The organism is Vibrio sp. 10N.222.55.A1, assembly GCF_041473835.1.
GTDB classification, from domain to species: Bacteria; Pseudomonadota; Gammaproteobacteria; order Enterobacterales; family Vibrionaceae; genus Vibrio; species Vibrio crassostreae_C.
The window spans coordinates 1-22652 of record NZ_JBFRSX010000016.1 but is presented as its reverse complement, the minus strand read 5'-3'; the positions used below and the strand labels follow the sequence as shown (position 1 = coordinate 22652).

Below are 22652 nucleotides of genomic sequence, written 5' to 3'. Positions count from 1 at the left end.
CCATTGAAGTTCTCATCTGGCGTGATGGTGAAACTGCCATCATCGTTAGCTACAACCGTCGCATCACCACCAACCGTTAGGCCGCTAGCAGTAAGGTCATCGCCTTCAACATCAGATGCTTGTGATAACAGTTGCTCTTGGCTTAGACGGATAGAACCATCTTCATCGATTGAGTACGCTAAATCGCCTGACACAGGTGCATCATCAACGGCAGTTACACTCACATCGATGTTTGCTGACACCGTATCGGTGCCGTCAGAGACATCGAAGCCGAAGTTTACGTCGCCATTGAAGTTCTCATTTGGCGCAAAGGTGTATGTACCATTACCGTTGTCGGTCAGGATACCGTCGCCACCATCGTAGGTCACACCTTCAACCGTTAGGTTGTCACCTTCAATGTCTGTCGCACCAGAAAGGAGGTCAGCGTCGGTGAATACAAGAGTTCCGTCTTCCTCGATTTCAAACGTTTTATCTTCAGGAACAGGCGCGTCATTAATCGGGCGTACCGTTAAATCAATTGCGCTGCTAATCGTTTCTTGGCCGTCACTGATGTCGAAAGTAAGGTCAAGTTCACCATTAAAATCAGCTGAAGGAACAACGGTGAAAGTACCATCACCATTGTCTTGAACTGTTGCATCATCACCAACTTGAACGTTAGAAGCAACAAGCTCGTCCCCATCTACATCACTTGCGTATTCGAGTAATTGTTCTTGAGTGAATGTTATGGAGCCATCTTCATCCATGATGTAAGCCAGATCTTGTTCAGCTTCTGGCGCATCATTTTCACTTTCCACTTTGATTTTAAACGTTTCGCTTACCGTTTCAGAATCAAAGTCATCCTCTACTTCGCTAATGGTCTCTTCGTCAGAAGCTTGAACATCAACTGCAAACGTCTCTTCTACTGTTTGTGAATCTAGCTCATCACCAACTTGTTGGTCACCCGACTCTGAAGATGTCGCACTCGGCGCTGCTGAAGTACGCGCAGCTTGGCCTTGTTCTTCATTACCTTCAGCGTCTACACCACCTGTCGCAGCCTCTGCGATATCACCACCTACAGCTTGTGCGCCCGCTCCAGCACCGCCACCACTGCCAGCAGCGTTATCCGAGCCAGCTTCAGAAGCGGCTCCACCAACTACATTGGATTGTGCAGCGTCTGAATCTCCATCACTTTCTGGCGTCTCTTCTTGCACAGCCGCACCAGAAGCAGAGGCATCTTCAGCATTACCTGCACCACTCGGATTTTCGTCTAAAGCCTGGTTAACTTCGTCTGCCGCATCCGCATTTTCAGCACCCGTCGCTATTGTCGACGCAATCGTGTTTTGTTGATTTTGTTGATTCTGCTGTTGGGAGGGCGTACCCGCGTCGTTCGTGTCCGTTTGTTCTACCGCGTCATTTAGATCTTCATTTTGGTTGTTTTGGTTATTTTCGCCTGCCATTACAGCCTCCGTTGCTACTAGCTAACTGATCGTATTTATAGAGGCATTAAAGGACATCATTTTGAAAAACCAATTTTTTATACAACATTTTTCATAATTTCTTTTTAAAGAGAAAGAATCAAAAAAAATTTGAAAACTGCCTTTAAAGATCCTTAGTTATTGTGATTAAAGCAATTAAGGCAGTGGAGCGATGATAGACATGACGAATTTGTTGCGCTCGGTCGACAACAACCACAAAGGGCTGCAATTGCTATTAGGCGACTTTTACAATGACTTTTCTGACGCAGCCCTAAATATAGAAGCGCTTCATAACGGTAATCATTTTGATGAACTCAATAGTTACTCAAAACGATTGAAGACCATCTTAACGTTGCTTTGCGACCAAGACCTTCCGCCAAAAATGGCCAAATTGGAACACTTGAGTAGACACGAGTTTCCTGCGCCGGAAGATCTAATAGAGGATGTAAAAACTGAATTGCACAACGTCAATCGACAAATCAACCACTTGTTGGATATTAAGGAAGTAATAGATGGCAAGTAACCGAGGTCAGTCATGAGCAATAACCAAATAGAACATCACCTCAGAAAAGCACTCGTTTCCAATAACGAGGCTTCTAAGGTCACAGCTGATGACACTATTGTGCTTGCTAGTGCCATGACCAGCGTTCACAAAACGTTGCTCATTATATTCTTGCTCGCTTTGGTCGCTATTGCGGTGGCGTCACAAGCACGTATCGATATTGTTGTTTCTGTACGTGGCGAACTGCTATTGGAATCGGATGTTGAGAAAGTTCAGCATTTAGAAGGCGGGATATTAGAAGAATTGTTAGTCAGAAAAGGGGAAGTCGTTTATGAGGGCCAACCTATCGCTCGAATACGCTCACTTGACCGTAACACTCAACTTGATACCGTCAATACTGAAATTATTCAGATAGAGCTCGATAAGATTCGTTATGAAAGCTTACGCGACATGATAGAGCCTAACTTCGACGCTTTCATTGAAAAATACCCTGAGCAAGTTCAGGTCAACATGAATACCTGGAGACAAGAATTCTCTAAAAACCGTTCAAATGAAGAACTCATTACACACGATATTAAGCACAAGAACTCGTTGATCAGTTCAATGTTAAAGCGTCGCAAAAGTTCAGAGAATCAACTCTCTCTGATACGTAAGCAGCTCAACATCAAAAACACCCTCTATAAAGAAGAGATGGCGTCTTATGTCGACGTTCTTAACATGAAAGTACAAGAGTCGAATATGGTGCGTGAGATTGAGAACCTTGACGAATCTGTGATGAATGAGCGTTTCCAACTCGACAAACTGGAAAAGCAACACCGTGACTTGGTTGAGAATCGAAACTCTGAGTACCAAGCACAAATCATTCAAGCGAACAAAGACCTCAAGCTAAAGCGAATCTTACAACCGCAGCATTCCGACAAGGTTGATCGCCTAGTCGTCTACTCGCCAGTCGATGGTGTGGTCGATAAACTTCACTTCAATTTCCGTTCTGCTGTGATTCCGCCAGGAGAAAGTATCGCCGATATTGCCCCAATAAATAATTCGTTACACGGTGAAGCGAAGATCCCACGTAAAGACATGGGATTTGTCGAAATTGGTCAGGCAGTGAAAGTAAAAATGGATACCTATAACTTTGCAAAATACGGGTTTGTTGAGGGAACCATCGCCTCAATCAGCCGTTCATCATACGAAGAAGAAGACGCTGAATTCTATTTAGCTGAGATTGAAATTGACCGAAACTTTCTTGAACGAGGAGGCACTCAATACAAGTTATCACCTTACATGGAGTTTACCGCTGATGTGAAAACAGGCTCGCGTCGCGTGATCGAATACGCTGCGAAACCGGTGATGTCAGCCATCGAGGATGCTTTCGATGAGAGATAATCAATGAGCGGTAAACCTTCGTACAATATTTCCATACCCGCCCTACGTCTAAGCATACTATTTAGCGTGGTATTGGCTGCGCTCGCTTTCTATTTATACTGTTCTTGGTCAAAAATAGATTCAGTCGCACAAGTGCAAAGCGCCCCACTGCTCATACAAGCCCAGAAGCTTAATCAGACCATAGAACAAGATATTCAAACTCTGCAACAGTGTTTAAGTACCAACACTTGCGGCACTAACCAATTCAACCTGGTTAACTTGAAGCTTGAAATTGATGAATTTCGCTCTTTAGCCTCGTTGAACAAAACCGAGTTCAGCTTGGTTGGGGCAACTGAATACACACAACTGGAATTGGCGATTAATCGTTTCTCCGATAGCGCAAAAACACGTAACGACGTATTAGGCTTGTACCTTTCATTGACCAATAACTATCTGCAGATGGACGACAACTATCGCACCATGTTTAACAACCATGCAAATGACTTAATGTCAGAAAAAAACGAGTTCTTTATCTGGTTGTTTATGGTGGTCGTGATATTGGCTGTGATTACGATTCTATCCAACTCAGTTGCTATGTTGAAGCTAAAGAAATCCAGTTCTAACGAACGCGAAATCGACTATGAATTCGATGCCCTGTATCAAGAGCTGAAGCAGCTAGATTTACAACGTCTTGAAGAGCTTCTTAATGAAGTTAGCATCAACCCCAAGCAGCGTCAGATTTACTCTCATCTCAAACTTATTTTCAGTAAATTAGAAGACCAAAAGCGCAATAACGATCTCTACAAACAGTTGTATGCGCTGATCGGTTATGAGATTCGCGGAATTACAAACACCATCAACGGTGGCGTCCAATATCTGGTTCAAGAAACCGATGAAAACGGCGTGTTGATGGCGAACGATATTACCTCTGCGTGTAGCACACTATCTGAGTTAGCAGAAAACTATAATCGCTTGATATCACAGGGTACGGAAAGCAAGTCGAAAGAGTTCTCTTTACTGAGTGTGTTATCTGAATTAATGATTCATATCAGTGCCAAAGTACAACGTAATGAAAGCCAACTTGACTGTTTTATCTCTGACAACTTACCCAATCGTGTAGAAGGTCAATCCACCAGCTTGTTCTGGATATTGTTCCTGCAGCTTTCCAATGCCATTCAACTCAAATCAAATAAGAAACTGTTTGTAACGATTGAATCGGGTGCGGCTTCAGACATGGAAAATACCCGTGTCACCATCAACCTCAACTTCTTATCAACACTGGATGTTTCTGTTGCCAAGCTCAACAAACTCCATTGGAGCGCACACAAAGACCATACAGCCAGCACAGATGACTTAGCGAAAAGCGTTCTGAAGGATTACGGATATTACGAGAGCCACTGGTTCCAGTCAGGGGCTCAGGAACGTTTTCAGATCGAGCTTGATCTTAAGGCTAAGAACTTCCACACAGAGAAAACTCGCTTTGATGGCAAGCGTTTACTCTTGTGTGCTAATACTCAAGTTCGCATCGATGTGATGAAGAAAATGCTCAGTAACTTGGGGCTTGATATCACCGAGATTCGCACTGCAAATGAGCTTTTCTCAGCGGCGAAAACGTTCGGTGATTACGATGCGATTATGCTCACCGATACCTTTGAACCCAACAAACTGCCCTCACTAAGTAAGACTGTGAAATCTCAGCTTAAGAACCACCCAAATACCAAGTTACTGTTGTCAGTGACCAACACTCAGCAAGCACAAGAGTGTCATAGCTTCGTCGACAAAATCATCAACGCCCCTGCTATCCCTTATGAGTTCATTCCAAACCTACTCACCATTATGGAAGCGGAAGCATCGGAAGAACAGATGGAGAACAGCTCATTCCTGATCGTAGAGGATGACCGAGTTCAGCAGATTTTACTGAAACGAATCTTGACCAAGCAAGAATACGAACCCGACATGGTTGGCGATGGCGCCGATGCTGTGAAGCACTTCATGAATAAGCGCTCTGACATCATCTTCATGGATTGCATCATGCCGGGGATGGGCGGCATCGAAGCAACAAAACGTATTCGCCAATTCGAACAACAAAACGAGAAAAACCCTTGTACCATCATAGGTGCAACCGCATTGACCAGCAGTAACGAACACCAGGCTTGTATTGAGGCCGGAATGGATTACGTGATCAGCAAACCTTATAAAAGCGACCAAATCATCAAGGTGATCAACAAGTATGTGGCGGTACAAAAACTTAACTAGCAGCATCATGGCTGCGCTTGTATTAAGCACGACACCTTCAGCATCGGCGACTACCCTGCTTGAAGCGGTAGAGCTCGGCCTGCAAAACAGCCTGTCTCTTCGCGCTAGTGATAAGGGCGTGGAAGAAAACGAGTACAACATTGGTATCAGTCGCTCTAAGTTTCTGCCTTCACTCAATGGTGCTGCCGATACCACATGGAACGAGAATGAAACCTTGCTATCGAGCGTACCCGATGAAACCTCTAGCTATAACTCAAACAGCTACAGCCTTTCGTTATCGCAATCCATATTCAACCTTGGTGACATTTTCAAATATGGGACAGCAAAGCTCGACTTCAATATCGAAGAGATTAAACACGAGAACAAAATCCAAAGCACCATCTCTGAAATTGGCTCACAGTACTTTGAGTATTTGAAAAACAACGCACAGATAAAAGCGACTAAGGTCGAACTTAAATCGTCTGAGACGCGTGAACATCAGATGCGACGCAATGTGGAGCTCGGCAATACAGCCGCTAGTGAGCTGTACGAAGTAATAGCTCAGAAAGAAGGTGTGTCGAACCGATTAAGAACCTTGCAGAAAGATCGTCGCGTCATTCTCAACGGGCTCTCTATTCAAATTCAATACCCTATTACTCCGTCGCAAGACATATACGAAAGCGTGCCTTTAAAAGAGATCAACGAAACAGAACAACGCACGATCATGGATCAGGCGTTAAAGCTGAATAACGATTTATTGGTAGCAAAGAAAACCGTAGAGAGAAGCCGCAGAAGCTTAAAAGAGAGCGGTTCGAACTTCTTACCGACCGTATCGCTTTCAGCCAGCTATCGACACGATGACGCCAATAACTTCGACAAAACCGACATTACAGCGACAGGCGAAAGTAACTCAACCAGTGTTGGGTTAAACCTAGCAGTTCCTATCTTGTCTGGTGGCTCTGATTACTACGGCTATCAAAAATCATCGACGGCCATCGAACGTACTGAGCTGCTTTACCAAGATTCGCTTTACACCACACGTAACAGTGTGAATACCTCCGTGCTCAACATTAACGATTTCTCGCAGTCTATAAGCAGTTACGAAAACATCATTCGCGCCAACTACGCGTCTTATAAAGGGATCCAAAGAGCCTACCAATTGGGCACGCGTACTATCACCGACTTGCTGGCGGCGGAAAGTAAACTATTCAGCGCCTTAAGAGACTACGAAAGCGCACGATACGACTACATCATCGAGACCATCAAGCTTGAGCAAATTAAGGGAATACTCTCAATTCAATCTATCGAAAGCGTGATGCAATTAATGAGCGATATTGAGGGACGAGACAATCAAGATTTGGTGCCTAAACATCTTCTCTCAACGGAGTCGTTGAGGAAAGGAGGTCGCAATGCAAACTGAGCAGTTTTCGCAAAAGATCAACATGGCAGATAAGTGTTATCTGACTTTCTCAACGATAATATCGACCCTGTTTGGTTTGGTACTGCCCTTCTCCATTCTGATCATTTTTGACCGAGTGTTACCCAACCAAGCACAAGATACTCTGTTCTTATTGTTCGCGATTATCTTGATTTCTATCTTCCTCGACTATCACTTAAAAAATCAGGAAGAGAAGATTTCCTCTGTCATCATGAGGCAGTTTGAGACCAACTTAACCAATAAGGTATTTCAATCCATCTGTTTGGCGGAAATCTCTAAGTTCCGACGTTTGGAGCCAGGCGAATACCTAGAACGAATCTCAACCATTCCTGAATTGAAAACCTTCTTTGGTGGCGAATCGGTTCGAGCGCTTATCAACCTTGCCGTCAGCGTGATCACTATCCTCATCATAGGACTCATCAACATATGGGCTGGCATTACCCTTCTGATTGCCTCTGTCATCTTGGCTATTTTTGCGTGGAGCCTTTCCAAACAAAAGATTGGTAGTTTGCAGAATAAGTCAGACATCGAAGGGTTAACTACCTCCAAAATCATTGAGATCATCTCTAGCCCGCTTGATATCAAAGCTCGAAATATGGAATACCGCGTTGAAAGCCTGATGACACAAATGGTCGAAGAGCGTGAAGTGGAGAACATCAAATATGAGCAAATCGAGTCGAACTTTGGCTTGATTTTGGCTCTCATCCAACAGCTATCCATTGCTTGCGTTGTTGTGGTCTTGGCGACTGCCGTAATCAATATGGAATCGAGTCAAGGCATCATGGCCGCGATCATCATGCTAACCAACCGTTACTTTGCGCCATATCAACAGGTAATGAGAACCGCGAGCCGCTGGGAGTTAAACAAACTCCATATCCAACGTATCGCTGACCTCCTTGAATTGGCCGCCTCTGTTGAACACCAACATGAAACAACAGAAGTTGAACGTATTTCGGTTAAGTATTCTGAAAAGCAGCGTATCGAGTTCGAACTCGGACAAGCCTATTTGCTGACAGGGAAAAGTGGTTCAGGTAAGACCCACCTCGCTAACTGTATTACGCGTCAGAACAGTGATAGCAAACTCGATATCATGATTAACGACACGCCTTTGGATGACGTCAATTACAACGTTTGGCGTAACAGTGTTCTGATGGTTGATAAGACCAGTTCGTTCGTAGAAGGGACGATTATCGATAACCTGACCTGTTTCCGACCAAGCTTGAATAACACGGCGTTTGCACTGTGTGAAACCATGAACATCAAAGCGCAAATTGATGGGCTTCCTGCCGGGTTTTATACAGAACTAAAAGGCCATATGCGTAACCCATTCTCTCGCCAAGTTGGCTACGCCTTATTATTAGTTCGTGCCCTGCTCGCCAGTAAGCGTGTATTGATATTCGATGACATCGATTGTGTCTTTGATGAGGAATTTGCGAGAGTCGTTCTCACCAGTACGGCTTATCGCGCCAATGACAAAATATTGATCATCGCCAGCAATAAAATGGACAAACTTAATCACCGCCTCAAACGCGTAAAACTTACCGGAGGTGACCAATGAGTATCCTAGTTGACTTCAATAATGTGCCGCAACGTGTCTTGGATTTTGAATCTAGTGGATACGACGAGCGTTACAGTCAATCGCCACTTATTCGTGGTTTGGCCTACACCCTGATAGCACTCGAATGGGAAGGCACACCCGCAATACTCAGCGATGCTTTTATTCCAAAACCCAAAGATGGCGACAGCTTTACAGCAACCATAGAGCGCCTTGGATATCGCTGTGATGTTACTAAACTAAAGACACTCGAGAATATCGATAAGCACCCACACCCATGCTTTATTGAAATAGAGAATCTAAGTGCGATTTTCTTAGGCACCAAAGATGGAAAGTTGCTGCTGTTTGATTACACGAACAACAACACCATTGAATACCCAATGTGTAAAAAGCCCTGCTTGCTGATTGCGATTAGCGAATATTCTCGTCTGTTCCGCGAACCACCTCCGGAATCGCAAGACAGAAGTAATTGGATTAAATACGCTTTCTATCGTTATAACAATGAACTTAAAAGCCTGATCATTCTCAGCTTCGTCATCAGTATTCTCGGTGCATTGCAGCCATTCTTTATTATGAGTGTATATAACTTCGCACTGACTTCGAGCTCCGAAGCCACACTCTATTGGCTAACCTTATTCGCCATTATTGTCGGCTTCTCTGAATACTTTTTTAAGAAAATGCGCGTCAACATTATTGCGACCTCCGGTAAAGACCTCGCCGTGCACATCTCGCAAGCCGTTATATCTAAATTGCTTTGGCTACCTTATGCGATGACATCTACAGCTGGGGTCTCTTCTCAGTTAGCGCGTTTGAAAGATATCGATACCTTCCGACGCTTGGTGACCGCAGAATCAACGCTTAGCTATTTTGATATGCCGTTTGTGATTGTATTTATCATCGCCATTGCTCTGATGTCTGGTACAGCGGCATTGGTGGTGATGGGCGGCTTAATACTGATGTTAGTGTTCTGTATTTACTCGCGCTATATCTACTCGCAAGCCACATCCAAAAGTTCGCGTGCCAATGCGATGGTTTCGTATCAATGGAATGAAATTCTTCGTGGTATCAAGACTATCCAAGGCCTGCCTTTACTTCGTGTCGTTCAATCTCGATTCAGCGCATCGCATATGCAAAGCACCAGCGATGCAGAGAACGTCGCCGTAACGAACAGTAAGATTCAGGCCGCTGGCGGTAGTTTGATCCAAGTGATTGGCACAGCAAGTATCGTGACTGCAGTTATTGGCGTGATGGAAGGTACTTCTGATGCGGGTGCCATGCTCGCGACCGTTATTCTGGTTTGGAAAGCGTTAGGCCCAATCATGGGTATCTATAACTCAATTTCCAAGTTCCAGTCGATCAAAGCTTCGTCCGCACAGATCAATAATTTAATGTCGATGAATGACGACAAATTAACCTTAGAGAAAAGCCCGCCTATTCGCCTGTTCCAAGGCAGCATCGTGGGCAGCGGTGTCAGTCACCGATACGCGGGAGCAGCAACCGGCTTAACTAACTTGGGGTTCAAAATCCCACCCAGTGCAAAAGTGGTCATTTGTGGCCCAACGGGCTGCGGCAAAACCACCTTAATTTCAATCATTGCTGGGTTAGAAGACCGCTATCAAGGCGCAGTCTCTGTCGATGGTTACAACATTAAACAGTTCAATAGCTACCGTTATCGCACCTCGATTAACTACATCCCTTTTAATTTGCATATTTTTGAAGGCTCACTCGAGACCAACTTCATTCTACACAACGGGCTGATTCCAACAGACAAGATGCAAGAGATGGTGAGCTTCTTCGAGTTAGATGAATGGCTTCCGGAAGGCTTAGCTACTCAGTTAAGCGTGGATAAATGCAAAAGTCTCCCGAATGGAATTCAACAAAAATTGCGTCTGGCACTCGGCTTAGGTAACTGTGAGCAATCTCTGATTATTATTGATGAGCCATTCAATGGTGCAGAAAATGAAAATGCGCAGTACTTTAACCGTTTGTTCAGCGATAAGTTGCTGAATAAAACAGTCATTTTTTCGACCAACGACCCTGGTTTGATCGCAACATCAAACATGAGTTTAGTGTTAGAGCCGGATGGAAATTTGAAATATTTTGGCTTAACAGACAAATACTTAAACAGCTTAAGCTAAAACCTCAACGCTTAATCACAATTCGCTATTTAGGGAAATGGATATAATTGACAAATTCATAAGCGAGAGGGATGATTCGCCCCAATACCACAGGTAACAAGGAAGAATATGTACACATTCGTTGCAGACAAGCTTGATGTAGCTTACTTATCCGCAATTCCTGAAAACCACCAACTTCAGGAGTGCGATGTACCTGAAGAAGAGATGGAGCTTCGAGAGATCGTTGAGGTTTGGTATGAGTCTGCCTTCCTACCCGCTTTCAATCTTCAGAAAATAGACATTGAGAACAAAGCAGAGCTCACCATCGTACAAATGCACGTATTCAGCAATGATACGAGCACACTCGCCTTCCTACTAAAAAACAGAGTGTATCGCGCCGCACTTAACAGAATGCTCGGTATTTGGACATTAGAACCCTCTGCAAAAACCGTATTAGAGCAACTTCTTTTCGAATTAAGCCTCGATAACAATCGTCCTCATTAGTAAGCTTTTTAAGTGATTCATCAATAAGCATAAAATTAAACAAACTGCCAAACGCTATAAATTACTAATAAAAGAACGCATTTCAAAATAAGCTCTGGAATCACAAGAACTTATACCTCTCCCACACTTACGTAAAATTTACCGTTTCAAAGTTTCCATATCGGCATTTTTATTCTACTGTTTTTATATAACGACAGTTGGATGGATCCTTATATGGCGATTACGGTTTGGAATAACCTTTCAGTCAAACATAAACTCTTTGGCTTAGTTCTACTTCCCATTTCATTATTACTCTTCCTAGCAGGTAGACAGGCTTATATATTAACGACTCAGTTAACCGATTTTGAACGAACCAATCAGTTATCTGTCTATCTTCAAGATATTTCTATTTTGTATAGAAGTACCTTAGCCTCTAGCCCTGAAGAGTTTGCTACTCAAAGCAACCAAGTAAAGGCAGAACTTAAAAACCTGTCTCCCATCATTTTTTTAGACGCATCTGATGAAATGAATCAACTTGTTGCCGATTTCAGCGAAGCGACCTTATCGACGATGCAAGTGACTGACACTTACGATAAATTGGATGCCCTCGAATGGCAGAGCGATTTATACAAGCAACTGTTACTTGAAGTAGAGAAAGTCCCTTTTGAAAACACTAAACGTGAAATTCAACAGCACCTCACTGCCCTTCAACAACTTGAGTGGTTGATGTTTTGGTCGAACGAAGAGTTCAAGCTTGGTAGTTCACTGATTGAGATCTTCCAAATCAGCCAAGAGTACGACCCAGAACTCGCCGAACAGATCAAAACCTTGAGTGAAAGACAGCAATTGTTCTTAGAGCGCTTTGTTTCATTGAACGCCAACGAACATCAAGTTTCTTTGATGGTTGAAGTGTTTCGAAATGATGTGTTTGCTCAAAGCCAAGAGATAAGAAGCGCGCTACTCGACCTAAATACAATCAGCCAACTGACGCCACAAGAAGTGTCTGTCGGCTTAGAAGCGATGAGCGCACGGCTCAACTTATTACAAAGCCTTGGCGGCGTAATCAAGCAAGAGTTTCAACAAGAAGTTGAGCAAGCCATCTATGACGCGCAAATACAACGAACCCTGTTTATTTCAATCGTCGCTTTGCTGGCTGCGATTGTTATGGGTTTAACTCTTAGCTTGGCGAGACAAGTCACTAACAACCTTAATTTGGTGTTAGCTTTCTTAAAAAGCGAAAATGATGACACGCGCCCTTCTTTAGATAAATTAATCCAAGGTAAAGATGAACTCAGTCTGTTTGCTCAGCAAGTTGAACGATTGACCATCGAACGAGAGCTCGCGAAAGAGAGATTGACGGTAGCAAAAGAAGACGCAGAGAGAGCCAAAGAGGATGCCGAACACGCGAAAGACCACGCAATACAAGCCAGCAAAGCAAAAAGTAGCTTCTTGGCCAACATGTCTCATGAAATTCGCACCCCGCTCAATGGTGTTATTGGTATTTCGGAAATCCTCGCAGATACGCCGCTCACACCCACACAGCGTGATTATGTGGATACGATTGAAACTTCATCCCAACTGCTACTTAGCTTAATCAACGATATCTTAGACTTCTCTAAAATTGAGTCTGGCATGCTATTAATCAGCCCGCATTCTGCATCGATTAGAGAGTCGATATACGACATCGCCTCTATTGTGGCACCAAAAGCGAAAGAACAAAAAATATCGGTTAACGTTGATATCAGCCCAGACACACCAGCTCGCGTGATGATCGACGATCACCGCTTAAGACAAATCCTAATGAACTTTATGTCGAATGCAGTGAAGTTTACGGCAGAAGGTGGCGTCACATTATCAATCCAAACGCTCGAACAATCTGACGATAATGTCACCATTCGATTTGCCGTTCGCGACACAGGTATTGGTATCGATTCAAAGCAACAAAAACAAATATTTGAACCCTTCGCTCAAGAGGATGATTCAACAACCAGACAATTCGGTGGTACCGGTCTTGGCCTAGCCATCAGTACACAGTTGGTAGAGCTGATGGGTGGTCAAATTCAACTCGACTCCGTCAAAGGTGAAGGAAGCTGTTTCTACTTCGACTTGGTATTGCCTGTTGACTTGATACTGCCAAAACCAAGTACAGCAACGGCTGATATTTATGTGCTGGGTAACGAAAACATGCTCTCCGAGCGAATAGAGTCCGACCTTAACCTTTATGGTTTGAAGGTTACCGATAAAACGAATGATATAACGGCAATTACAGAGCAGCTCTCCACTCAAAAACACACTAAACCTATTACTGTTGTTTTCGCCGAAGATGACGCATTCCTAGCTAATACCCACGCAGATAACTTAGAAAAGCTGCACCAAAACGGCATCACTATCTGTTTGATACGTTCCTTCTTAAGTGAGCCAGCGGATCTTGGTGACAGCGTTACTGCACAAGTCGCACAGCCCCTACTCGGCTTGCGTTTAATTAAAGCTATTGAGCTTTGTGATACTCGAGGTTTGGCGGAACTATCAGAAGCAAGCCAGACATCAGTCGAGATCCAACACAAAATCCTCATCGTTGAAGACAACAAGATCAACCAAAAAATTGCTGGTCTTCATGTCGGTAAAAGTGGTTTTGAATTCGAGTTCGCTAATAATGGTCAAGAAGCTGTGGACATGTTCACCGCTAATCCTCATTACGCGGCGATACTCATGGACTGCATGATGCCGGTTATGGATGGCTTTGATGCAACAAGCAACATCCGAAGAATTGAAAAAGAAACGGAAGCGACGCGACGCATCCCTATCATTGCATTGACCGCCAGTGTCATCGATGACGATATTCAGAGGTGTTTCGACGTTGGTATGGATGACTATGTACCAAAACCATTCAAGTTCGAAATGCTTAAAGAGAAAGTACTCACCGCGGTAGAAGCTATGCCACTACCAGCTTCCTATAAAGCTCAACCTAAGAAACAACCTGCAACTGTCACTCCAATTATCAACGGGGCTGCGACCAAACGTACTTTGCCTGAAGAAGCGGAACAAAACGCAATTCCGAGCAAATCAGAGAGAATCTTGCTAGTCGAAGACAACCGCGTCAATCAAAAAGTAGCTTCTATCATGCTGAAGAAGGCCGGATATGCCTTTGAAATTGCAGACAACGGACAAATTGCCGTTGATATGTACCAGAACGACAGTAGCTTCGACATTATTTTGATGGATTGCATGATGCCTGTTATGGACGGTTTCACGGCAACTAAGGAGATTCGAGAACACGAGAAAAACCAAGGCTTAAGCAAAACTCCTATTATCGCGTTAACCGCTAGTGTTATCGATGATGATATTCAAAAGTGCTTTGATTCCGGAATGGATGGATACGTAGCGAAGCCCGTAAGAAAAGAAAAGCTATTCCATCAAATAGAAAGTGCGACTTGTTAGGAGATACCTCATGGATTGGATTAGAACAATAAAAACACTTCCCCGCAGAGTCATGTTGCCAGTCGCGGTAGGGCTATTAGGAAGCTTGCTTTTTCTAAGCCCTGCTCACGCCGCTGAAGATTATGCCATATTTTCTTTAGACTCCGGATTTGAAGAGATATCAATAAACAAAGCGCGAAAGCTCTATAGAGGGAAAACTAAGCACCTCAATGGCAAACGTGTTGAACTGTCTGATTGGCCTGAGAACAGTGCCGAAAGAGAGGACTTTTATCAGCTTTTGCTTGGAAAAAATGCCGCTCAAATGAATGCACACTGGGCTGGTTTATCTTTTTCAGGAAAAGCGCGTTATCCAAGAGAAATCAAAACGGCGTCAACCGACAGCTTAGTCGACTGGCTTGATGACAAACCAAACCGTATTGGTTACTCCCCACTCTCTTCGGTTCCTCAAAATGCCAACGTTCTCTACGTTATAAGTTCGGAGAAATAATATGAAAAGAATAATTACGTCAGTGTTATGTGCCTCAATGGCCTCTCCGGCTTTTGCGAATATCGAACTTACCGATAATTTATCCTTGAGTGGCTTTGGCTCAACGTCTTGGGCAACATCGGATAACGATAATCCATTAATCATCAACCGCGGTTTTACTGATGAGAGCTGTTACGACTGTGATACCACATTTGGTGTTCAACTCGATTACTTCTACAACTCATTCAAAGCTTCCGTGCAAGTTGTCAAGCCACCCCAATATGATTGGAGTGAGCCGCAGCTAGAGTGGGCTTACTTAGGTTATGAATTTAATGACTTTGATGTCAGCATTGGTCGATTACGACTACCATTATTCCTTGCCTCTGAGTACTACTATGTGGGCCAAGCCTATATGACAGCAAGGCCACCGACAGAGGTGTATAACAGCGTTCTCGGAGTCACAGCTTTCAACGGTATAAAAGTGAGCTGGACTCATGATGTCAGTGATAAAGCAACGCTATTGCTCTCACCTTTCTTCGGTGTAAAAGACAAAAACAAAGTTGACTTTAATTCGAGTACAGAGCTGGAATTTGAAACCAACCGAATGTTCGGTGCCAATCTTCAATTGAGCGGTGAAAACTATCGTTGGAACTTGTCATTCCTCGACTCCAATTTTGATCAAACCGTTTCTGGCACGATTACAATCCCTGGGACTTCGATAACAGCTCCATTCAGTAGCAAACAAGACAACCAACACATTCAACTTTGGTCGTTAGGTGTTGAGTATGAATTAGGTCAAGCGGTGCTTGCAAGTGAAGGACAGATCAGTGACATCTCGTCCTCGATGTACGCTAGTTTGGGCTACAGACTAGATTTATTCACTCCATACGTCGTTTACGGAGCAGAGTTTGATTCTCACGAACACCTAACAGGAAACAGCTACCTAATTGGTGTGGATTACGATGTGTTACCTAACGTCTCCATCAATGGCGAAGTGCAATATTTTGAGGCTCGTAAAGCAAACGGTGCCTTTGTTGAGAATTTCAACGCACTTACTGGTTTTGATGACAAAGATGCCGTCCTTTATACCATCATGTTGAGTTTCGTCTTCTAACCCAAAATTAGACAATCACCATTAAATAAAAGCCCAAGGTAATCAAATAACCTTGGGCTTTTTAATGTCTTTGAATTGTCATGCGTAACAAGCCATAACATTGGTCTTAACTATCCTTTAATAGAAAAACATTTAGTTGGTTTGGCGATTAATGTCAGAGCCGTCAATATTGTGTAAGAAGGCTGCAAACTAAAGAACTTCACTACCTTAATTTGGTCTACCTAAGAGCGAATAAACAGATACCTTAAACGGAGAACGCATGCGAATAGCGACTTTATCTTTAAGTTTGGTTTCAGCGGTCGGTTTCGCGGCTAAGCCAAATCCTTTTCCAATTACGCCAGACGAAACTGGCGAAGAGTTTATGGTAAGTGCAACGAATCCATATGTAAGCAGCACTGGGTATTCGGTACTCAAGCAAGGAGGTAATGCAGTCGATGCAATGGTGGCGATGCAGATGACAATGTCGGTGGTTGAACCGGATATGACTGGGATTGGCGGCGGTACTTTTGCGCTGTTTTACCAAAAAGACAAAGACCAAGATTGATCGCACCAAACCTTATGACCCAACGGGTTTACTCGTCGAAAAGAAAACCTACGCCGAAATGTTAGTACCAGAGTTCATGCAGCTCGGTTATCCGGTGCATGTCATTCCAGTCGTCAGTGGCTTGAATGCCATTGAAGTCAAAGATGGCAAGATCTATGGCGCGACCGACAGACGCCGTGCATCAAGCTCTATGGGTGAATAATAAAACGAAATGGGCAAGTAACAGGCTTGCCCTTATTTTGTCTTTAGTTGCTTGAACCTCGTCTAAGCAGTTCATGGATGCGAAAAAGCCAGTCGAACGTGTCGACTGGCTTTTCATTATAGGCTTCGCTAATTACTCATTAGGATATTATGAGCTTGGCGCTACTCGTTTATCTTTCAACTGATCAATAACATAGTCAGGAGCTACTTTACCTAGCTCACCTAAGCAATCATCGGTCTTTTCATTTCCGTAGCGCACATAGATATCGCATACCGCGTATAGCTGCTCTGGAGAACCAGAGATCAAATATGCTTTCTCGAACGATTTAGTCGACTTGTCGATATCCAACTCTTCTTGTAATACCCCATTTAGGTACCAGTAGTAGCTGTTATCTTTCGCTAGCTTCGCAGCCACTTCAATCTCTTTGGCTGCCGCAGTTTTGTCTTCAAGGCGAACCAGAGTCAACGATTTCGAATAATGCAGAGCGGCGTTGTTTGGCACGCTCTCCAAACCACGATCTAATACTTCGACTGCTTGCTTATCTTTGTTCTGAGCTCGAAAATTATCTGCGTAGCTCAACCAAACTTGCGCTTCTTTTGGATGCGTATTGATCAGCTCTAGATAAACCGTTTCCGCCTTATCCCAGTCATTGTGCCAACGAAGCACATCAGCAAACAGTAATTGGTACTTTTCAGATTCTTGCGTTTCCAAGAAGCTAATAAGCTCTATGACTGGTGGTTCAATTTGTGCTTTCTGCTCGTCATCCAATGCATTGAAGTCACGGACTAGGTTTGACGTTGCCGTATGGCGAACCATGGTATCGCTGTCTTTTAGCAAGGGGGAAACTAACGCCCAGCGATGTTCAAGTTGGTAAGGTTCAGAACCGATAACCGCCGCTTCACGAACTTCAGGGTTTTGATCTTTTAAGCCTCTTGCCACCGCCACCAGCGCATTTTGGCTTGGATATGAAGCAAGCTCTTGCAGTGCACCAGTACGATTTTCAACAGATTGATTCTGATCTTGTGCCATGTAAGACAACTGTTGAATGCGGGTTTGAGTGTCCGTCATTTCAAGCACTTGATTGATATTTTGTGCTGGCGCGTCAACCGTTTGTTGAACGCTATTCGCAGCCATCGCAGACGTTGAAATTAATGCGGACGTTGAAATCAATAAAGCAACAGCCGTCGCTAAACTCTTCTTCATCATAGTATTACCTTAAACTGGAGAACTTAGCCTGTCCTTAGACTCGTATCTGATTAAATTTATCTTGGACCTGTTGATCCAAAGAACGAGTTAAAACTTGGTCTCGAACGTAGCTTGTTGCGCCTGTTTTGCTCGATGCGCCATCAATACTGAGTCGCTGAATTTACCATGAGCAACCGGATGCCCCATCGCGCGAGCGATGTACGCCATCGACTTATCGACATGAGAAAAGAACTTATGCCAACCTGCACATAAGTAGTTCAAGCCCGGTTCGCCTGCACGAGTTTTGATAAAGCGGTTCTTAGGGCACTCACCATGACAAGCGAACTTGTAATCACACTGCTGACATTGACTGGTCAGTGTGCGGGATTTAGCAAAACCAAACTTTTGCTGTGGTGCGCTGTACGCCAAATCATCAAGTTTCTCGTGATGAATATTGCCAATTTTGTACTCAGGGTAAACATAGTGGTCGCATGAGAAAACATCGCCATTTGGCTCCATTGCCAAACCCTTTCCGCATATCTCGTTCAAGGTACACAATGGGTTCGGACGCCCAATCCACGTTTCTAAACTTGCTTCGAAATATTGAACGAACACTTTTCCGATATCGTGTTTCGCCCACTCATCAAACACAGCAATCAGGAAGTTACCCCACGCCAGATCTGACACACACCATGATTCCATGATTGAATCTTTATGACCCGGGATCAGACGCTTGTCACCCTGCTTCAATTGCTCGCTCACTTGAGAGGTTTGCGGTGCAACCGTTCTAAAGGTTTTTTGCTCAACGATAGGGATAAACTGCATTTGTGGCGACTTCACCACATCACGTAAGAATCGGTACACTTCTAGTGCATTTTGACTGGTCAGGTTGTTCACGCAGGTTAACGTCGCGAATTTCACTTGGTGCTTGTGCAACAGCTCAACAGCCGCCATCACTTGTTTGAACGTACCACGACCGGCTCGGTTAGTACGGTAGGCGTTATGCAGCATCTCTGGGCCATCAATACTTAAGCCGACCAAGAAGTTATTCTTTGCTAAGAACTGTCCCCAATCGTCATTCAGTAACGTGCCATTGGTTTGTAAGTCGTTTGAAATCAATACACCTTCAGGTTGGTACTTCTTCTGTAGTTCAACCACACGTTCAAAATAGGCCAAACCAAGCATGGTAGGTTCACCACCCTGCCATGAGAAGATAATTTCCGGCGTATTCTGGCCTTCGATGTATTGTCGGATATACGTCTCTAACGTTTCATCATCCATTCTTGGAGAACTGCCTTTCTTGTACTCCAACAAATCTTGCTTACTTAGGTAGTAACAATATTTACAGTCAATGTTGCATGCTGCGCCAATCGGCTTAGCCATGACATGCAAGCGCTTAGACGCTTTACCGCTATATTGTGGACCTTGAGTAATATGCATGATTTACCTACCTATTTTAGTATTCTGGACCCATCATAATTCCTATTCGATCAGGTGACATGTTATACCCTTTATAACCAATAGGAATGACCTTAAACGTTAGAATTAGACCCTATTTCGAACATCTGAGGCACGTGATGAAATTTCTTAATTACAAACAGTTAGCAACAATTAGCAGCGTCACCATGACTATCCTTCTGAGTGGCTGTGCAAGCGTGCCTACACACCCCATCGCCCAACAAATTGACCAAGAGATGGTGTTGGTTGAAGGCGGCACATTCACCATGGGGTCGAACGGTCCAGAAGCGACCAAAGCAGAGCGTCCTGCACGTAATGTAACTGTAGATAGTTTCTATATTGCGAAGTTTGAGGTGACTCAAGAATTGTTCGAATCGGTGATGGGTTCATCTCTCAGTTATTTCCAAAACCCACAAGTTCCGGTCAATAACCTTAGTTGGCAGCAAGCAAACTATTTTGTTGAGCAGTTGAATGAATTAACGGGTGAAGAATACCGTCTGCCTACTGAAGCTGAATGGGAATTTGCAGCCAAAGGTGGCAATAAAAGTAAAGGCTATACTTACAGTGGTTCCAATAACTTAGATGATGTTGCGTGGTACTCAGCAAATTCTAAAAATAGCGCACATCCAGTCGGGCTAAAGAAACCAAATGAACTAGGCTTATATGACATGACAGGAAACGTGGGCGAGTTTGTTATCGATGCCTTCGATGACACCTTCTACCGATTCGGTCCAACAGACAACCCTAACAACGCAAAACACAGCGACGTCGGTTTATCACACAAATCGGTTCGCGGTGGCAGCTTTGCTTATGACGAAAATGAATCTGAAAGTTACCGTCGTGACTTCGCAAGCCAATCGATCACTATGTCAGATATGGGGCTGCGTTTAGTTAAGGATGTGAACTAGCTAACGAAGCGAACTAACTAAAGATGCCGAAGGTTATGGTTCACTAATCGTCACCAACAATACTAAAAATACGATTCGCACTGCACACACGTTACAAATCTGGCCAAACGTTGGAAACCTGACCAAACATTAGAACTCAGCGGCAACAGTGAATAAGGAAACTCTATGCAATACACCAAGCTTTCAGGACTAACCCTCGCGTTACTCTGCGCTCTCCCAGCTTCAGCTGAGGAAAAGCCAAATCTAGTCCTTCAAATCACGGTAGATGGCCTGCGCGCAGATCTAATCGAACGATATAAGCACAACTTCGGTGAAGGCGGTTTCCGGTACTTAATGGATGATGGTACCTACTACACCAACGCAAACTACCAACATGGCAACACGGAAACGATCGTGGGCCATGTGTCGCTTGCAACAGGTGCTCCACCGAGCGTACACGGCATGGTAGGTAACGTTTGGTATGACCGTAGCGAAGAACGTTTGGTGTATAACGTAGAAGACGGTAACTACCAAATGCTGACCTCTGGTGCAGGTGTCGATAAAGCAACAGAGATCGACCCAACGCAGAAGACAGCACAAGGCGATGGCCGCTCTCCAGAGCCAATACTCTCCACCACGTTTGGTGACGAACTGACGATTTCCAATAGTGGCAAATCAAAAGTATTCGGTGTATCAGTGAAAGACCGCGGCGCAATCTCATTGGCAGGACACAGTGGTAAAGCCTTCTGGTTCTCCAAAGCACAATCGGAGTTTGTCACCAGTAACTATTACTATGACGAGTATCCAGATTGGGTATCACGCTGGAACGAGAAAGCGATTGCTGCTCAGTATTCCAAACAGAGATGGGAGCTCTCATTACCGCGTGATAAGTACACGTTGCAAGAACACGATACCGAACACAAAGTGAAACTCGGTGACTTCCAACGCACCTTCCCTCATCCTTATGGCCCGGCAAGTTACAAGTACTACAGCACAACGCTAACCGTCAGCCCTGCTGGTGACGAAATCACGGAAAACTTCGCTAGCACCTTGTTGATGCAAGAGAAGCTTGGCCAAGGCGACGTGACCGATTATCTGTCAGTGAGTTTCTCATCAAATGACTACGTGGTGCACCTTTACGGCCCTGAAAGCCTAGAAACAGAAGACAACCTTATCCGACTTGATAAGACTCTCGCTAAGCTTTTCAAAGCCGTGGATAACCAAGTCGGGCTAGAAAACACATTGATTGTGCTGTCTGCCGACCACGGTGTACCTGAATCTTCACCTGCGGCAAATGCGCTTGGTTTCAATCAAGCTCAATACTTCAATAAAGACACACTACTCTCGAGTGGTGTTGAGAAACGATTGAAGGATGAATTTGGTTTAACCAAAGACGCGATTCGCTTGTACGCACAACCTTACATCTATCTGAATCATGATCTGATCGCTGAGAAGAAGCTTGATCTGGCTAAGGTCCAAGAAGCTATTGCGGATGAAATTGCAAAAGTGAAAGGTGTTGCGTTTGCTGTATCAAGTAGTGACATTGCGGCTAACCGAGCACCGGATACGCATGTGATGCAGCTAATTAAAAACAACTACCACCCTGCTCGTTCTGGCGACGTGTACGTAGTATTTGCACCGCGCAGCTACATTAACGACATGGAAGGCCTCCAAATTGCCTCTACACATGGTTCTCCGTGGAAATACGACACTCATGTGCCTGTGATCTTTGCAGGCTACGACGTTGAAGCTAAGAAGGTATCGCGACCAGTGACGCCATATGACATTGCGCCAACGCTTTCGAACAAACTGGGTATCACCCAACCAAGCGGGTCAATCGGAGAAGTGCTGCAAGAGATCACTGAGTAGACTCAATCTCTAAGGTTTCGTGAGCTAGATTTCGAATCCAGCACCCACTCAATAAAAGAGCCGTTTATCTGTTTCTGACTCACTAGGTCGAAACAAATAAGGTTCATCGCGGATTAGCGGGAACTAAAAACAAAAACGGTAGTAAGTGATATGGTTTAGTCGCCAAACAAAAATCATACACAAACTACCGTTTTCATGCCGAATCATACTTTCCTATCTTCATTCTGGGAAGGCTTTCAAATAGTAAAGTCTCACCAGACAGCATCACTTATTACCCTGACTCTTAAACCTAACTCTGAGGCTAAGTGCCTTTGTGGTCTTGAAGCCGAGGCTATTCATGAGT

The 22652-nt window shown here is 44.2% G+C and carries 16 protein-coding genes and 1 pseudogene; 14 read left to right on the top strand and 3 right to left on the bottom strand.

Annotated elements, in window-relative coordinates:
• Nucleotides 1-1436: tandem-95 repeat protein (locus AB4493_RS05400; RefSeq protein ID WP_372154629.1), on the bottom strand; the 1436-nt coding region annotated here is incomplete at its 3' end.
• A 190-nt stretch (nt 1437-1626) separates the two neighbouring features.
• Between AB4493_RS05400 and AB4493_RS05395 the strand changes: the two genes are divergently transcribed.
• From AB4493_RS05395 to AB4493_RS05340, 12 genes and pseudogenes are all read left to right on the top strand, one after another.
• Nucleotides 1627-1977: a hypothetical protein gene (locus tag AB4493_RS05395; RefSeq protein ID WP_017060458.1), complete on the top strand. Its 351-nt coding sequence runs from the start codon at nt 1627-1629 to the stop codon at nt 1975-1977.
• A 12-nt stretch (nt 1978-1989) separates the two neighbouring features.
• The gene (locus AB4493_RS05390) at nt 1990-3339 is read left to right on the top strand and encodes an HlyD family type I secretion periplasmic adaptor subunit (protein ID WP_017060459.1); all 1350 of its coding nucleotides are present in this window, start codon (nt 1990-1992) and stop codon (nt 3337-3339) included.
• Between the two features lie 3 nt (nt 3340-3342).
• Nucleotides 3343-5574, top strand: coding sequence for a response regulator (locus AB4493_RS05385; RefSeq protein WP_029236454.1), 2232 nt, complete (start codon nt 3343-3345; stop codon nt 5572-5574).
• Nucleotides 5549-6973, top strand: a complete 1425-nt coding sequence (locus AB4493_RS05380) for a TolC family protein (RefSeq protein ID WP_017060461.1) — start codon at nt 5549-5551, stop codon at nt 6971-6973. The genes AB4493_RS05385 and AB4493_RS05380 overlap by 26 nt, the downstream gene beginning before the upstream one ends.
• Complete coding sequence (locus AB4493_RS05375; protein WP_372154628.1) at nt 6963-8549, top strand: ABC transporter transmembrane domain-containing protein; 1587 nt, start codon at nt 6963-6965, stop codon at nt 8547-8549. Before AB4493_RS05380 ends, AB4493_RS05375 begins: the two co-directional genes overlap by 11 nt.
• Entirely contained in the window at nt 8546-10684 is a 2139-nt protein-coding gene (locus AB4493_RS05370) for an ATP-binding cassette domain-containing protein (protein WP_136979487.1), read from the top strand. Before AB4493_RS05375 ends, AB4493_RS05370 begins: the two co-directional genes overlap by 4 nt.
• 108 nt (nt 10685-10792) lie before the next feature.
• On the top strand, nt 10793-11167 hold the full coding sequence (locus AB4493_RS05365) for a hypothetical protein (protein WP_017060464.1): 375 nt from the start codon (nt 10793-10795) through the stop codon (nt 11165-11167).
• Nucleotides 11168-11380: 213 nt separating this feature from the next.
• Complete coding sequence (locus AB4493_RS05360) at nt 11381-14584, top strand: response regulator (protein WP_372101360.1); 3204 nt, start codon at nt 11381-11383, stop codon at nt 14582-14584.
• A gap of 10 nt (nt 14585-14594) precedes the next feature.
• The gene (locus AB4493_RS05355) at nt 14595-15071 is read left to right on the top strand and encodes a hypothetical protein (RefSeq protein ID WP_017060466.1); all 477 of its coding nucleotides are present in this window, start codon (nt 14595-14597) and stop codon (nt 15069-15071) included.
• Nucleotide 15072: 1 nt separating this feature from the next.
• On the top strand, nt 15073-16164 hold the full coding sequence (locus AB4493_RS05350) for a sulfate ABC transporter permease (protein ID WP_372154627.1): 1092 nt from the start codon (nt 15073-15075) through the stop codon (nt 16162-16164).
• A 259-nt stretch (nt 16165-16423) separates the two neighbouring features.
• A pseudogene (locus AB4493_RS05345) lies at nt 16424-16702 on the top strand (gamma-glutamyltransferase); the annotation flags it as partial.
• Nucleotides 16671-16910 (top strand): hypothetical protein, encoded by a 240-nt coding sequence (locus AB4493_RS05340; RefSeq protein ID WP_133151224.1) that lies wholly within the window; start codon nt 16671-16673, stop codon nt 16908-16910. The pseudogene AB4493_RS05345 and the gene AB4493_RS05340, both read left to right, overlap by 32 nt.
• 147 nt (nt 16911-17057) lie before the next feature.
• On the opposite strand, the gene AB4493_RS05335 is transcribed toward AB4493_RS05340, so the two are convergent.
• Both AB4493_RS05335 and AB4493_RS05330 read right to left on the bottom strand, forming a co-directional pair.
• Nucleotides 17058-18116 carry a HEAT repeat domain-containing protein gene (locus tag AB4493_RS05335; protein WP_017060468.1) on the bottom strand — a complete coding sequence of 353 codons (1059 nt, stop codon included), beginning with the start codon at nt 18114-18116 and terminating at the stop codon, nt 17058-17060.
• An 87-nt stretch (nt 18117-18203) separates the two neighbouring features.
• Nucleotides 18204-19535, bottom strand: coding sequence for an anaerobic sulfatase maturase (locus AB4493_RS05330; protein WP_372154626.1), 1332 nt, complete (start codon nt 19533-19535; stop codon nt 18204-18206).
• A gap of 137 nt (nt 19536-19672) precedes the next feature.
• Here AB4493_RS05330 and AB4493_RS05325 point away from each other — a divergent pair, with 137 nt between their 5' ends.
• Both AB4493_RS05325 and AB4493_RS05320 read left to right on the top strand, forming a co-directional pair.
• A complete protein-coding gene (locus AB4493_RS05325) occupies nt 19673-20461 on the top strand; it encodes an SUMF1/EgtB/PvdO family nonheme iron enzyme (protein ID WP_017060470.1) in 789 nt (262 codons plus the stop codon).
• 165 nt (nt 20462-20626) lie between these two features.
• Nucleotides 20627-22309, top strand: coding sequence for an alkaline phosphatase family protein (locus tag AB4493_RS05320; RefSeq protein ID WP_372154625.1), 1683 nt, complete (start codon nt 20627-20629; stop codon nt 22307-22309).
• Nucleotides 22310-22652 lie beyond the last annotated feature (343 nt).